This is a genomic window from Larkinella fluvii, assembly GCF_051857545.1.
Taxonomy (GTDB): domain Bacteria; phylum Bacteroidota; class Bacteroidia; order Cytophagales; family Spirosomataceae; genus Larkinella.
The window spans coordinates 327,823-340,518 of record NZ_JBPZHB010000003.1; the positions used below are offsets into that span (position 1 = coordinate 327,823).

General features: G+C 52.7%; 11 protein-coding genes. 5 read left to right on the forward strand and 6 right to left on the reverse strand.

What is annotated here, in order from left to right; genetic code table 11:
* Positions 1–11 precede the first annotated feature (11 nt).
* A complete protein-coding gene (locus tag ACS5NO_RS08750) occupies positions 12–1,271 on the reverse strand; it encodes an asparagine synthetase B (protein WP_439414786.1) in 1,260 nt (419 codons plus the stop codon).
* Between the two features lie 236 nt (positions 1,272–1,507).
* On the opposite strand from ACS5NO_RS08750, the gene ACS5NO_RS08755 reads away from it, so the two are divergent.
* The 3 genes from ACS5NO_RS08755 to ACS5NO_RS08765 all read left to right on the forward strand — a co-directional run bounded on the left by ACS5NO_RS08755 (position 1,508) and on the right by ACS5NO_RS08765 (position 5,007).
* Positions 1,508–2,509, forward strand: a complete 1,002-nt coding sequence (locus ACS5NO_RS08755) for an ankyrin repeat domain-containing protein (protein ID WP_439414787.1) — start codon at positions 1,508–1,510, stop codon at positions 2,507–2,509.
* 9 nt (positions 2,510–2,518) lie between these two features.
* Complete coding sequence (locus ACS5NO_RS08760) at positions 2,519–3,523, forward strand: ankyrin repeat domain-containing protein (RefSeq protein WP_439414788.1); 1,005 nt, start codon at positions 2,519–2,521, stop codon at positions 3,521–3,523.
* Positions 3,524–3,972: 449 nt separating this feature from the next.
* Entirely contained in the window at positions 3,973–5,007 is a 1,035-nt protein-coding gene (locus ACS5NO_RS08765) for a YrzE family protein (RefSeq protein WP_439414789.1), read from the forward strand.
* Positions 5,008–5,088: 81 nt separating this feature from the next.
* Here the strand turns inward: ACS5NO_RS08765 and ACS5NO_RS08770 are convergent, their stop codons facing one another.
* The 3 genes from ACS5NO_RS08770 to ACS5NO_RS08780 form a co-directional block, all read right to left on the reverse strand.
* Positions 5,089–5,325, reverse strand: coding sequence for a PspC domain-containing protein (locus tag ACS5NO_RS08770; RefSeq protein WP_439414790.1), 237 nt, complete (start codon positions 5,323–5,325; stop codon positions 5,089–5,091).
* 141 nt (positions 5,326–5,466) lie between these two features.
* A complete protein-coding gene (locus ACS5NO_RS08775) occupies positions 5,467–7,617 on the reverse strand; it encodes an FUSC family protein (RefSeq protein WP_439414791.1) in 2,151 nt (716 codons plus the stop codon).
* 63 nt (positions 7,618–7,680) lie between these two features.
* Entirely contained in the window at positions 7,681–7,905 is a 225-nt protein-coding gene (locus ACS5NO_RS08780; protein WP_138990131.1) for a hypothetical protein, read from the reverse strand.
* 536 nt (positions 7,906–8,441) lie between these two features.
* Between ACS5NO_RS08780 and ACS5NO_RS08785 the strand changes: the two genes are divergently transcribed.
* Both ACS5NO_RS08785 and ACS5NO_RS08790 read left to right on the forward strand, forming a co-directional pair.
* The gene (locus ACS5NO_RS08785; RefSeq protein ID WP_439414792.1) at positions 8,442–9,560 is read left to right on the forward strand and encodes an AI-2E family transporter; all 1,119 of its coding nucleotides are present in this window, start codon (positions 8,442–8,444) and stop codon (positions 9,558–9,560) included.
* Between the two features lie 58 nt (positions 9,561–9,618).
* A complete protein-coding gene (locus tag ACS5NO_RS08790; protein ID WP_439414793.1) occupies positions 9,619–10,743 on the forward strand; it encodes a DmpA family aminopeptidase in 1,125 nt (374 codons plus the stop codon).
* Positions 10,744–10,747: 4 nt separating this feature from the next.
* Here the strand turns inward: ACS5NO_RS08790 and ACS5NO_RS08795 are convergent, their stop codons facing one another.
* Positions 10,748–11,800, reverse strand: a complete 1,053-nt coding sequence (locus ACS5NO_RS08795) for a methyltransferase (RefSeq protein ID WP_439414794.1) — start codon at positions 11,798–11,800, stop codon at positions 10,748–10,750.
* A 68-nt stretch (positions 11,801–11,868) separates the two neighbouring features.
* Positions 11,869–12,678, reverse strand: a complete 810-nt coding sequence (locus ACS5NO_RS08800) for a 3-keto-disaccharide hydrolase (protein WP_439414795.1) — start codon at positions 12,676–12,678, stop codon at positions 11,869–11,871.
* Positions 12,679–12,696: the final 18 nt, after the last annotated feature.

Sequence of the window (12,696 nt, forward strand, 5' to 3'; positions counted from 1 at the left end):
GTCAGCGGCAATTACGTCTTCCGCTTCTTCTTCTTGGCGGATGGAAACAGTACGTTGTTCAGAATCAGGCGGTAACCGGGCGAATTGGGGTGTAAGTTCAGGTCGGTCGCCATTCGCCAGCCTCCGCCCCGCGTTCCTTCAGGATCGTGGCCCCCGTAAAACGTCCACTGGCCAATGCCGACTTCGCCGTAGATGTAGCGGTCGGAGGAAGGGCTGGTGCCCATCACCAGCACATTGGGCTTGACGGTGCTTTTGCGAAAAGCCGTGGTCTGTCCGTGAAATTCCTTGATGTTCGATTCGTGGTTCTGAACAAGCATGGCGGGAATCATGTCCCATTTCGCCGAGAAATTGAACAGGTTGAAATAGCCCGAGGGCTGATCCCAGCCTCCGCCAAACCGCCCCGCCGAGCTGTTGATGTCGGAGAACGCCATGCCGCCGTAGCCATTGTCGAGTTCGAGGGTGAAGTTCTGGAAGGCGACGGTTTTTTCGAAATCCAGTTTCGACTGTGCTTTGGGATCGATGCCATCGCCGTCGTAGGTGCTGCTCACAATGTCGACGCCCTCGGCCGCCAGCGCAATGTCGAACGTTTCGGCACCCGAACACATGGCAAACATATAGCCGCCCCCGGCGCAGAAATCGCGGATTTTCTTGGCAACGGCCAGTTTCATTTGGGACACTTTCGGGTAATTGAATTTCTTGGCAATGTCTTCCTGCGCCTTGACATCTTCCGCCGACATCCGGCGCGTGTTGCGGCCATACTGACCCGTAAAATCTTCGTGGTGCAGGTGAATCCAGTCGTATTTGGCCAGATCACCTTTCAGAATTTCTTCGTCATACACAACTTCAAACGGAATTTCGGCGTATTTGAGCACCAGTAAAACCGCATCCGTATTTTCAAATTCGGACGGACTGACCTTGATCGGCGAATACACCACAATCCGGGCCGCCGACACCAGTTTGACCGACGCCATGTTCAGGTCCGGGTTGGAAATCTGCTGTTGAATGGTGTTGGCATCGGCATCCGATATGATCTCGAAGGAAATACCCCGAACCCGGCACTCGGTCTCGACGGTCGGGCTGTGTTTGATCATGAAACTCCCGCCCCGGTAGTTCAGCAGCCAGTCGACTTCCAGCCCGGCTTTCAGAACAAAGTAGGCAATCCCGTATGACTTTAAGTGGTTTTTCTGGCGATCGTCCATCGGAATCAGGATGGAATTGGCGCGGCTGGCAATCGACAGTATGACCAGCAGGAGTGTGAGGTATCGTTTCATAACGGAATTCGGTCCATGAAAATAGTAAACACAAAAAACTCCCTGTAATTCAGTTACCTAAGTTACTTTAAGTTTGGTCAAAAACGGTGGTCAGACTGAAATTTATGACGGAAATCTATTGAGTGAAATTTCACAGGCAAAGGGAGTCGTTGGATACCGGCGTTACTTATTAACCCAAAACAACCCAGTGTTGATTTTCGATGGCGTTTGCCGGTTGGTATCCCCATCTTCGGTGCATGAAAATCATTACCACGACCAACTGGATCTTGATCGGTATTTATGGAGCACTGGTCATTTTTACCCTGATGACCGTAAACCGGTCCGGCAACGATGCCGCCGGGCGGGGCATGGAATCGGGCCTGGCAATTTTTGCCACGCTCGTGCTGGCCGGTCTCATCGTTCTCAATCTGTTGCCATACCGTTTTGCGAAGATCACCACGTTGATCGTCCTGGCATTGCCTGCGGTTTTTGGCCTGTACAACGGCATCAGCAATTATTTTGAATTACAAAAACAGCGCAGAGATGCCGTGGCTGTGGAAAACGGTTCGTTCTACTTTCCGGATGTGGAGCGGCAGCAAATTGCGGCTGCGGTGGCGGTTGGTGATGTGGAGCAACTGAAAACGCTCTTGCAAAAGACACCACGCCAGATCAATCAAAGCGGCTACCAATCTACGACGCTGCTCGATTTTGCGGCCATGACGGCGGTCAGAAGCCAGAACCCGCAACGGATTCTGCAATGCATGGAACTGCTGATGGAACACGGTGCCACCCTTCAGGGGCCAGACTCGTTGCACATGCCCACCCAGTTCCTAATTTGCGAAACCGGTTCACCCGCCCTTCTGGAGTGGTTTCTCGCCAAAGGCGTCGATCCTAATGAAAGACCGCACGACGGAAGCCCGCTTCTTTTTAAAGTGATGGATCTGGATGTTGAGCGGCTGGAGAAAGTAAAGGTATTGCTCGATCATGGTGCCGATCCGAACGCACCCGCCGGTCGCAATGAGTATACGATCAGGCCCTTTACGTCGCCCCTGATGTATGCCGCGCAGCGACAGTCCTGGGCCATTTGCCAGCTTCTGCTGGAACGCGGGGCCGACCCGGATTACCGGACTCCGGAAGGCGAAGATCTGAAAACTGTGCTGTCTAAGTTTGAAGAACCGTATACGGATCGGAAAAGTCTGCCGGCAGATTACCAGGCTTTTAAGACGTTCCTAACCACAAAGGCGGCCAAAAAATCTTAATAAGGGTGTATGAAAGCCATTGCCATACTGAATTGGATTCTAATCGGTTTATACGGGAGTTGGGTGTTGTATATGTTGCTGGGACCGAGCCGGCCGGGGGGGGATGCGGCCACCCGGGGGCTGGACACGGCATTGGCCTATGTCGTCGCTTTCGTCTTGGTGGTATTTTTTGGGCTTAACCTCCTGCCGTATACGATCCCGAAGGTCCTCATACTCATTCTTATGCTGGCACCGGGGCTGCTCTTTTTGTCGCGTTTAACCAACCAATATCTCAATTCACGGACACAGGATCGGGTTGAAGCAGCCCGCGCCAACGGTTCAATCTTCTTCAACGACAAACCCCGCCGGGACGTTGCGGCCGCCATCGGTGCCGCCGACACCACAAGGCTTCGGCAGTTGCTGCAGCAGCCGGTTCCGCACCTGAACGAACCCGGTTATCAGGCAACGACTCTCCTTGATTTTGCGGGTGAGAGAGCCGCTACCAGCCAGAACATCACGCAAATGCTGGCGTGTCTGAAGCTATTGATCGACCACGGCGCCACCATCCAGAGTGCTGACCCACAGCATGTGCCGACGCATTTCAGGGTCTGTAAACACGGCCCGGCGGTTTTGCTCAAGTGGTTTTTGAACAAAGGCGCCGATCCCAACTTCCGGCCTGCGGGCGGTAATCCGATATTGATTGAAGTGATGCGGTACGGCGATGATCAACTGGAAAAAGTGCGGTTACTGCTCGACCGGGGTGCTGATCCCAATGCCGTGATGGCGAGTGATGATACGACGTACGATGCGAATTATTCACCCCTGATGTATGCGGCCCGGGAGCAGTTGTGGGACATTTGCCAACTGTTGCTGAAGGAAGGGGCCAATCCGGCCTATCGGACACCGAAGGGCGATGATTTGAAGAAAATAATGGCTCAGCACGCGGAATTGTATGCCGATGTGGACGATACCCCGCCCGCGTATACGGTTTTTAAAAAACTGCTCGAAAGTCATACGCAGCCCGGACCAAAGTGAAGCGTTGCACCTCTTATCCACTATCGCGCTGATGCGGTTTTCCAGAACCCGCCGGGGCTTCACTTGCCTTAAACAGTCGCTAAAATTCCTCATTACCGGGAAAATCCATCTACGTTACATTTACAAACAAAAGCCAGGTTAACATTTTTTCTAAGTTAATGAACTGATCGTCAATTGCTGATTGGCCTTTTTTGGGTAATGGCACGGTTTTATCCACAGGCAGATATGAATTCGAAAAATTGGACGAAATCGTTAAAGAGCAAAGACCTGAAAGATTAGTAAAAAAAGACTGGTCAAATTCTCTCCTTCACTGATTACGTAAAATCTAAAACGAGTTTATTTAAACGCAACACCACTGCTTTCACCCGACTGAAACCAGTCAGGTTGGAATACAGGCGGGGAAGCGTATGTCTTACCCAATCTCTATCATCTCTATTTTAAACACGTTTATGGAACACACAATTCTGTCCGAAGACCGGCCAAGCCGGATGAACATTATCAAGCGTATTTCCTGGAGTGTGGTCTTCGCTGGTGTACTGGTGGCCATTGTTACCCAGATGTTGTTGACCCTGCTTGGATTAGGAATCGGGCTTGGCACGATCGATTCGGTCGAGGAGCGTAATCCAACGGCCGGATTGGGCATCGGAAGTGCGATCTGGTACATTATCAGTAGTTTGATCTCCTTGTTTTTGGGCGGCTGGGTGGCCGGGCGTCTGGCCAGTACGCCCCGGTTATTCGACGGTGTCATTCACGGCATATTGACCTGGTGTCTGGTAACGCTACTGACTATTTACTTTCTGACGACCACCATCGGCAGTCTGATCGGGGGCGCCGGTCGGTTGGTTGGCGGTGTTGTCAGATCGGCCGGGAACGCGGCTGCTTCAGCCGCACCGGGCCTGGGAAATATGGTGCAGAATCAGCTCAAGGAAAACGGAATTGATGCCGACAATCTCGATTTGAGCAATCTGAAAAACGAAGTCAACACGATTCTTCGCCAGACGGGCGATCCGAACCTGAATCCGAACGCGTTGGAACGGAAAGCCGACAGAGCAGCCGGGCAGGCTGAAAACACGGCCGAGCGGGCGGCATCGAATCCACAGGCTGCGGATGATATGGCCAGCGGATTGTTTAACCGGCTTTTTAAAGAAGGACAAAGCACCATCAACCAGGTTGACAGAGACGATGCCGTGAATGTGGTGATGAAGCGGACTGGCAAGAGCCGGGTCGAATCCGAGCGCATTGTAGACAACTGGATCAATACGTACAAGCAGGCGGCTGCAAAATTCGAGCAAACGAAAAAAGAAGCCGAAGCCAAAGCGCGGCAGATCGCCGACGATACCGCTTCAGCCGCTTCGAAAGCCGCCATTTTTGGGTTTTTTGGTCTGCTCATTGGTGTCGTTGCTTCGGGCTACGGCGCCAAGATGGGTACCGAGTCAAAAGACGATTACAGCAGGTATGACCGCCCGGTGGGTGCAGCACAATAAGCCTGATTGAAAATTGAGTCTGTAAGCAGCCAAAAAAAGCGGACTTTAGCGGTCCGCTTTTTTTGTGATTTGTAATCCGTGTTACCTGGGTTGGTACGGTTGTTCGGGCCGGGCCGTCAAATACCGCTCACCTTTCGGCATAATGATCCACAAAACGATGTAGATCAGGACGGTGGGAACGGGGTTGGGGATAACTACCATCAGGACGAAGAAAATACGGACTAAAACTTTATCGATCCCGAAATAATCAGCGAGTCCGGCGGATACACCACCCAGCATGGATTCGGAAGGAATGCGGTGCAACTGTTTCGTATTCATGGCTTTATTAGTCTGGTTGTTTACTGTTTGTTGTTCTTTTGCTGTTACTGTTGATTCAAAGGTACTGTGCAATACCAAGTAGCAAAAGGACTTTCTTACCAACGGATTCGGGGCTATATGACAGGTGAAAAACCGGGATGTTCAGGTCAGAAAGGCGTCGGTGAGTTTGCCGATGTCGTAACTCACTTTCTGAATAAACTCCAGTTGTTCTTTCAGGGAGCGGTCTTCTGTGACAACGGTTTCCGATTTTTCCGGCAACACCGGCTCAGGAGCGGAGGATTCTGCTGCAGCTTGGGGTGGGGCAGGGTCGAGTTTTTTCAAACTTTCGTTCAAAACCGTCAGTGAACGCCGGACGGGACGCAGGATTTCGGGCGAACAGGCCGACGGATGCTCGGCGTTCAGCCGGGCGGAGGTGATGGTGGCGATGTTGGAGGATAGAATGTGGTTCAACACCACAAATTGGTGGATTTCGTTCTTATGCCATTGCTTGCTCTGCGGCTCGGACGTCATGCGCTGAAAAGCCGCCGACAGGTTGGCCGAACTAACGTAGACTTCCTTGCGGACCAGTTTGTATTCCAGTAGCGTCAGCGGTTTTCCCGACAGGCTTTCGACCAGTTTGCGCAGATACGCGCGGTTGGCTACCAGCACATCACGCAGCAGATTTTTGAGTTGCTGCGATTCCCAGTGCGGAAAAAGGTAACTGGCCGCAAAGGCAATTACGCAGCCAATCAGCGTATCGACCACGCGTTCTTCGGCCACGCTGAGGCCTCCTAAACCCAGAAACCGGAACAGAATGAGGATGTAAGGCGTCATCAGGATGACCATCACGATGTAGTTGGTGCGCTGGAAACTGTAGGCACCGATCATCAGAAACAGCATCACCCAGAACAAACCGGTGGTGTTTGGAATCAGTAGCAGCAGCCCCACGCCGATCAATCCGCCGATGACCGTGCCGATGATCCGTTCGTAATTGCGCTGTTTGGTCAGACTGAACGCCGGTTTTAGAATCAGTGAAGTAGTCAACAGAATCCAGTAGCCGTGGTTGCCATACGCAATCAGTTTAGCAGCCACAAAGCCGACCAGACAGGCAATCGTGACCCGGAGCGAATGCCGGAAAATTGAAGAGCTGAGCGTCAGGCTGTTGACCGCCAGTTTCGGATCGATTTCCTGATGTGAAACAAAGCGGGAATATTCGGCGGTTCTATTCTTTTGCGGTTTTTCGCTCAAAACCGTCGGCGAATACGTATGAATGTCGTTCAGCCGCTGGTTCAGGTTGCGGAGGGTGATCAGGATTTTTTTCAACACCAGGTTGCTGCCTTCGGTGTCCTGTTTGCCAATGTCATCGATCTTCGTTTTGAGTCGTTCCAGGTGCCGCATCAGATCCTTCCGGCTCTTGTAGGGGCGGTTCGACTGGATGGCCAGACCGATGTAGTCCATTTCGATGGCCAGTTGGCGGATAAGCCGCGCAATGTCGTCCAGAATTCCGGTTTTGCCGAACCGTTCCCGAATGGACGGATAATCGTAATACATCGCCGTAATCTGCTCGTACAGATCCAGAATGTCGCTGAACGTCAGCACCAGCAGGCGGCCTGTCCAGGTCGTTTCTTTTACGATCACGCGGGTTTTGAACAGGATTTCCCGGACGGCATCCTGTTTTTCGCTGACAATGGCCTGTTGCGCCATCAGTTTGCGGTAATCTTCCTGTAAATCCGTCCGAATGCTGTAAAAGTCGGCCTTGATCATCAGGAATTTCGAAATTTCGTGGATGCATTCGCCCAGAGCCTGCTGAGCGGCCCGGTAGGGGCGGAGTTGGGAAAACGTCAGGCTGATGGCTGTATACCAGAGCCCTCCCGCGCAAACGAGTGCGCCATACTGCCAGACAGCCGCCGGTTCGAGTTCCCGGTCCATGGTCAGAATCATCGCCAGTAAACCGGCTGTGCCGACGGCGGTGGCCCGGTTGCCGTAGAGGGCAAACATCGAGAAGAAGAAACTGAAGAGCAGGATTTCGACGCCCAGAAGCCAGACGTTCATGCGGGCAAAACCGGTGATGAGCGAAACCAGCACCACCACCAGCAGACCGTATAACATGCCATTCCGCCGGTGGACGACCGGGCCGGGCGCATCCGTAATGCTAACCCAGAAGGCCCCCAGCGAAATAATAAGACCGGTTTCGAATTGCCCAAACCGGTAAAGCACCACGGAAGGAATCAGGATGGCTAACGTGATGCGCAGGCCATCCGAAAAATGCTGACCGAATAGAAAATACCGGACTTCCCGGATCTGCCTTTTCATAGTGGCAAGGTAGGCGGTATTGCCCGTGTAACCAACTCCGAAAGGCGATATTCCCGTTTGTCTTTAGCGAACCGCGACGGGATACCCGGCTTTTTCCAGTTGCCGGACCCATTGGGGAGGCACCACGCAGAACCGCCGTTTGTCCAGGCGCAGAATGCTGTGGAGTTCGCCGGTGCGTTTGTCGATGCACTGCCGGCGATAAAGCGCGTCGGAAAGGCAGTCGAACTGTGGAAATGTTTTCAGAAAATCAGAGGATTCAGCTTGCTGCTGGGTCAACGGTAACGACATACACACGTAAACTTAAAGGGGCGATTAGGTATAACACGGATCAAAAAGACGCTTCAAAAAGTGTTACGGTGGGGTAAAAGAGACGGTTGGAAAACCGAATGGTGTGGCGTTTTCGAGAAAGTACCCGATCACTTAAACACAGTTACAAAAGTAGAAGATTTATTAAATAAATACAACTAATAGAAGGTGTAAATATCCTTGTATTGATATGATTTTACGAATATTTTTTACCGATCAATCACTTATTATTATGATAATAGCGAGTTTGTCTCTAATCGGATTCTAATGACAGGCTTACCTTTGCGACTAGAAATTTACTATTTTTGAATTGGTTTGTCAGACAAAGTGTGGAGATTGCTGCCAATTTGCGATCTTCAAATATCTTGCGAAAACCAGACTGTCTTTTGCTTTTCCTGTCGGCAATGTGTAACAATTTCCATACCAATCCCGTTAAAAGGTGATTCAACCAGTCCGAAACGTGCAGAAAGGAATGAGGTGACCGGGGAGATACACACATTACGTAAACGTTACTGCCCATGTCTTCGGTTACCCCCCCGCCGTTTTACCACCGGCTTTCGCACACGCTTCTGGCTTTGGGTCTGATTATGACCGCGTTTTACCTTGGTCAGGACATCATTGTGCCGTTTGCCATGGCTGGTTTGCTGGCGGTTTTGCTGCGCCCCGTCGAAGCCTGGCTCGTTCGGCGCGGTTTACCGAGAGTAGTGGCCATTAGTCTGGCATTGTTTCTGGCCATTGGAGCGATCGTGGGACTGACCATGCTGATTTCGATGCAGATCGCCCACTTTGCCGACGACTGGCCAAAGTTGCAAAAAAACCTCAACGACTTCTACAATGACGCCCGGCGCTGGATTCGGCAGGAATACAATGTGAGCTACAGCAAACAGGATCAATACCTCAAAAAAGCCCAGGATCAAACGATGGACACGCTGCAGGGCTCCGGAACCCTCGGCGTCATCACCGGGCCGCTGGGGACATTGCTGATTCTGCCGATTTATATCTTTTTGTTGCTGTATTACCGGGCCATGCTGATTCAGTTCATCATCCGGCTGTTCACCAGCCAGCATACGGAGCGCGTTCGTGAAGTATTGGGGGAAATCCGGAGTGTCATTCAGAGTTACGTGGTGGGGCTGGTAACCGAAACCGTCTGTGTGGCCGTGCTGAATTCCGTCGGATTGCTGGTTCTGGGTGTTCAATACGCGGTTCTGATGGGCGTAATTGCCGCCATTCTGAATTTGATTCCCTACATCGGCGGATTGGTGGCTACGGGTCTGGCAGTGGCAGTTACGTTTGTCAACCATCCCGAACCGTCGATGCTGCTGGGGGTCGTAGCGGTATTTCTGGTGGTACAATTCATCGACAACAACTTCCTGGTGCCGGTCATCATCGGTTCCAAAGTGCGGATCAACGCGCTGGTTTCCATCGTGGGTGTACTGGTCGGCGGGGCGCTGTCGGGTGTTTCCGGGATGTTCTTGTCAATTCCGATCATCGCCATTCTGAAAGTGATTTTCGACCGGGTCGAAGGCATGGAGCCCTGGGGCATTCTGCTGGGTGACCAAACCTCGGAGGAAGACATCAATAAAATGCTGCGATTGCGACGGCGGAAGAAGAAAATTCCGTCGAGCCAGCCGAGCTAGCCAAACCGGCGCATTGCCGTGCTGTTGGAAAAGACCGCTTCTCTGCCTATTTTCCGGTATGAAAACCGCCTTCCGCGTATTCCTGACGGCCCTGCTCTTCACCGGCTGGTACACCATGCACGCTCAATCGACCAAACGCCCCCGCGACTACGGCATTCGCTTCGGCGTCATGCCCACCGGTCCCCTCAATGCCATCACCGATGTGCCGGGCGTGCGGGTCGGGCAGGTGACCTTGCAGGAAGGTCAGCGGGTGCGGACGGGCGTGACGGCCATTCTGCCCCACGGCGGCAATCTGTTTCAGGAAAAATGCCCGGCGGCTATCTACATCGGCAACGGTTTTGGCAAACTGGCGGGCTACACGCAGGTCGAGGAACTCGGCACACTCGAAACGCCCATTGTGCTGACCAACACCCTCGGCGTTCCGACGGCGGCCGATGCCGTGATCGATTACACCTTAGCACAACCCGGTAATGAACAGGTGCGCTCGCTGAATCCGGTGGTCGGCGAAACCAACGACGGTGGTCTGAACGACATCCGCAGCCGCCCCGTTACAAAACAGCACGTTTTGGATGCCATCAAACAGGCCAAAACCGGTGCGGTGGACGAAGGCAATGTTGGTGCCGGAACCGGTACGGTTTGCTTCGGTTTCAAAGGCGGTATTGGCACGGCTTCGCGCAAACTGCCGGTTTCGCTCGGCGGCTATACGGTTGGGGTTTTGGTGCAAACCAACTTTGGGGGTGTTTTGCAAATTGCGGGCGTACCCGTCGGCGTGGAACTGGGCAAATTTTCGTTCAAGGAAAAACTCGACGGTTCGTGCATGATGGTGGTGCTGACCGACGCGCCACTGGACGCCCGGAATCTGAAACGACTCGCCAAGCGGGCGTTCATGGGCATGGCCCGCACAGGTGGCATTGCTTCCAACGGCAGTGGTGATTACGTCATCGCCGTCTCGACCGCCAACCGCATTCCCAATGCCTCGAAAAGCACCTTCGACGAAATGAAACTCCTTCGCAATGACGAGACTTCGCCCTGCTTTATGGCCGCCATCGAAGCCACCGAAGAAGCGATCATCAACTCCCTGTTTGCCGCCCGGTCGATGACCACCAGCAACGGTTATCAGGTTGAACAACTGCCGGTTGAGAAAGTGGTCGACCTCCTGAAAAAAGCCGGACAGGTGAAGTAACTTCTTATCGTTTCCGCGCCCAAATCAGCCCGTAATCCATCTGCGTTGGAAGGTTCTCGTCAATGGGTTCCAGTCCGGCTTTGCGAAGCCAGTCGCGGTATTCCCGGCGGCTGTAGCAGCGGCCTTTGGTGCCCCAGAACAATTGGGCGGAATAGTCGGTAACGGCCAGCGGGCCATCCAGCGCGTCGTTCAGAAACGCATCGTGTACCCACAATTCCCCGCCCGGGCGAATGGCGGCAGCAAACCGGTCGGCCAATCGCTGACAGGTTTCCGTCGGCCAGTCGTGAAACAGGCTGGCAGCCAGTAAAATATCCGTCTGCGGGATGTCGTCGGTCAGCATGTCGCCGGGTTGGAACGTCACCCGGTTTTTAACGGTTTCGGCGCCAGGACGTCCGCTTTGGGCAAACGCATCGAGTAGTTCGGCGGCCACGTCCAAAACCGCCGGACGATCCAGAATCGTAGCCGTGGCCGATGGGTTGAGCAACAACCATTCGTAGGTGTAAAAACCGGTGCCACCCGCCACATCCAGTAAATGCCCCTCGCTTTTCGAAAGTTTTCCGGCTACGATTGGCGACAGTTTCTGCGCCCTGCCAGCCAGTCCGAGCGTAAACATCCGGGAAAGGTCGGCATCGTCCATTGGCGATGGATTGTCGCCTTCCTTGACATACGAAATACCGCCTGACGTATCCAGCGGCCCATCGTTCCGGAGCCGAATCGCCATTTCCACGGCCCCCGGATCGTTCTTTTCCAAACCAACGTATCCGATCAGATTGGGGGTCTGGTTTTGGGTAAGAAACCGCCCTAATGCCGTGATTTGAAGCGCACCGGTTTCGTTGACTTCCAGCATCTCCATCGCACAAAGCGCGGGGAAGAGGACGCTGGCCGGGCGGTTTTTCAGCCCAATCCGCTGACTGAGTTCGGCAATTGACAGCGGCCCGTTGCTGAGTTCTTCAAAAACCGCCAGATGGTGAACGGCGGCAATCAGCAGCCGGGAGCCAAACATGGCGCGCAGGTGTCGGGTAATGGGAGCGAGGTCGGGTTGGGGTGTTGGTTGCATTCGTATGAAGTAAGAAGAATAGTAAGTCGCCGTTGGTCAAATTTCGCCCAGGTTCACTGAACCCGCTTCTATTTTGACTCTATTTTCTTGTAGAAAATATTTTTGTATTGGACGATAAAGGGTGGTCCTGCGTGCATCTGAAAGCCTAATAATCCCTCCGGAACAAAGTTTTTAGAATCTTCATCGATCGATATACTCATAACCTGATTGTTAATGATATGGATCATGATGGGGCCACGGGCAATAATATGGTAGGCGTTCCAACCATTCGTATTGACTACCCCCCGCAACAGAACCGGGTCTGCAATTTTTGCCACGGACTTAAAGGCGGGTCCGTCGACCACCCGCGTTACTTCCCCGCGTCTGGCTAAGACCACATGCCCGGTTCTTCCTCGTTCTTCATGAACATTTCCGGTAAATAAATTAGTAAAATCCAGATCGGCCTGATAGCCTTTCAGAATCCATTTTCCAACTTCCGGCAATTCGGTACTGCGATACTGCATCCCACTGTTGGTTCCGTTTATTTTGAAATCAAATTTGATTTCAAAATCTTTCACTTTCCCTCCGCGCCAGATGAGAAAATTATTGACCTTGACGACTTTTTCGGGTGTTGTTTCGCCGATGAGAATGCCATTTTCGGCACGCCAAAAGGTGGCATCGCCATCCCACCCATTCAATGTTTTTCCATCAAAAATAGAGACAAATCCCAGGCTGTCATCCTTTACGGTTGCGGGAAATAACCGCCCCACTCCACTTCCTGGTCTGTTGGCTGAATTAGCAGCAGGGACGGTTTGAGCCTCAACAACAGAGCTGGTTAATAATGAGAAGAGTAATAAGCATTTTGAAAGATGGATGGGATTGGGCCAGGTATTTTTCATTTTGGTTCCGGTTTAAAT

Coding starts and splice junctions, on each gene's coding strand:
- ACS5NO_RS08750 (WP_439414786.1), bottom strand. CDS start 1,271: ATGAAACGATACCTCACACTCCTGCTGGTCATACTGTCGATTGCCAGC.
- ACS5NO_RS08755 (WP_439414787.1), top strand. CDS start 1,508: ATGAAAATCATTACCACGACCAACTGGATCTTGATCGGTATTTATGGA.
- ACS5NO_RS08760 (WP_439414788.1), top strand. CDS start 2,519: ATGAAAGCCATTGCCATACTGAATTGGATTCTAATCGGTTTATACGGG.
- ACS5NO_RS08765 (WP_439414789.1), top strand. CDS start 3,973: ATGGAACACACAATTCTGTCCGAAGACCGGCCAAGCCGGATGAACATT.
- ACS5NO_RS08770 (WP_439414790.1), bottom strand. CDS start 5,325: ATGAATACGAAACAGTTGCACCGCATTCCTTCCGAATCCATGCTGGGT.
- ACS5NO_RS08775 (WP_439414791.1), bottom strand. CDS start 7,617: ATGAAAAGGCAGATCCGGGAAGTCCGGTATTTTCTATTCGGTCAGCAT.
- ACS5NO_RS08780 (WP_138990131.1), bottom strand. CDS start 7,905: ATGTCGTTACCGTTGACCCAGCAGCAAGCTGAATCCTCTGATTTTCTG.
- ACS5NO_RS08785 (WP_439414792.1), top strand. CDS start 8,442: ATGTCTTCGGTTACCCCCCCGCCGTTTTACCACCGGCTTTCGCACACG.
- ACS5NO_RS08790 (WP_439414793.1), top strand. CDS start 9,619: ATGAAAACCGCCTTCCGCGTATTCCTGACGGCCCTGCTCTTCACCGGC.
- ACS5NO_RS08795 (WP_439414794.1), bottom strand. CDS start 11,800: ATGCAACCAACACCCCAACCCGACCTCGCTCCCATTACCCGACACCTG.
- ACS5NO_RS08800 (WP_439414795.1), bottom strand. CDS start 12,678: ATGAAAAATACCTGGCCCAATCCCATCCATCTTTCAAAATGCTTATTA.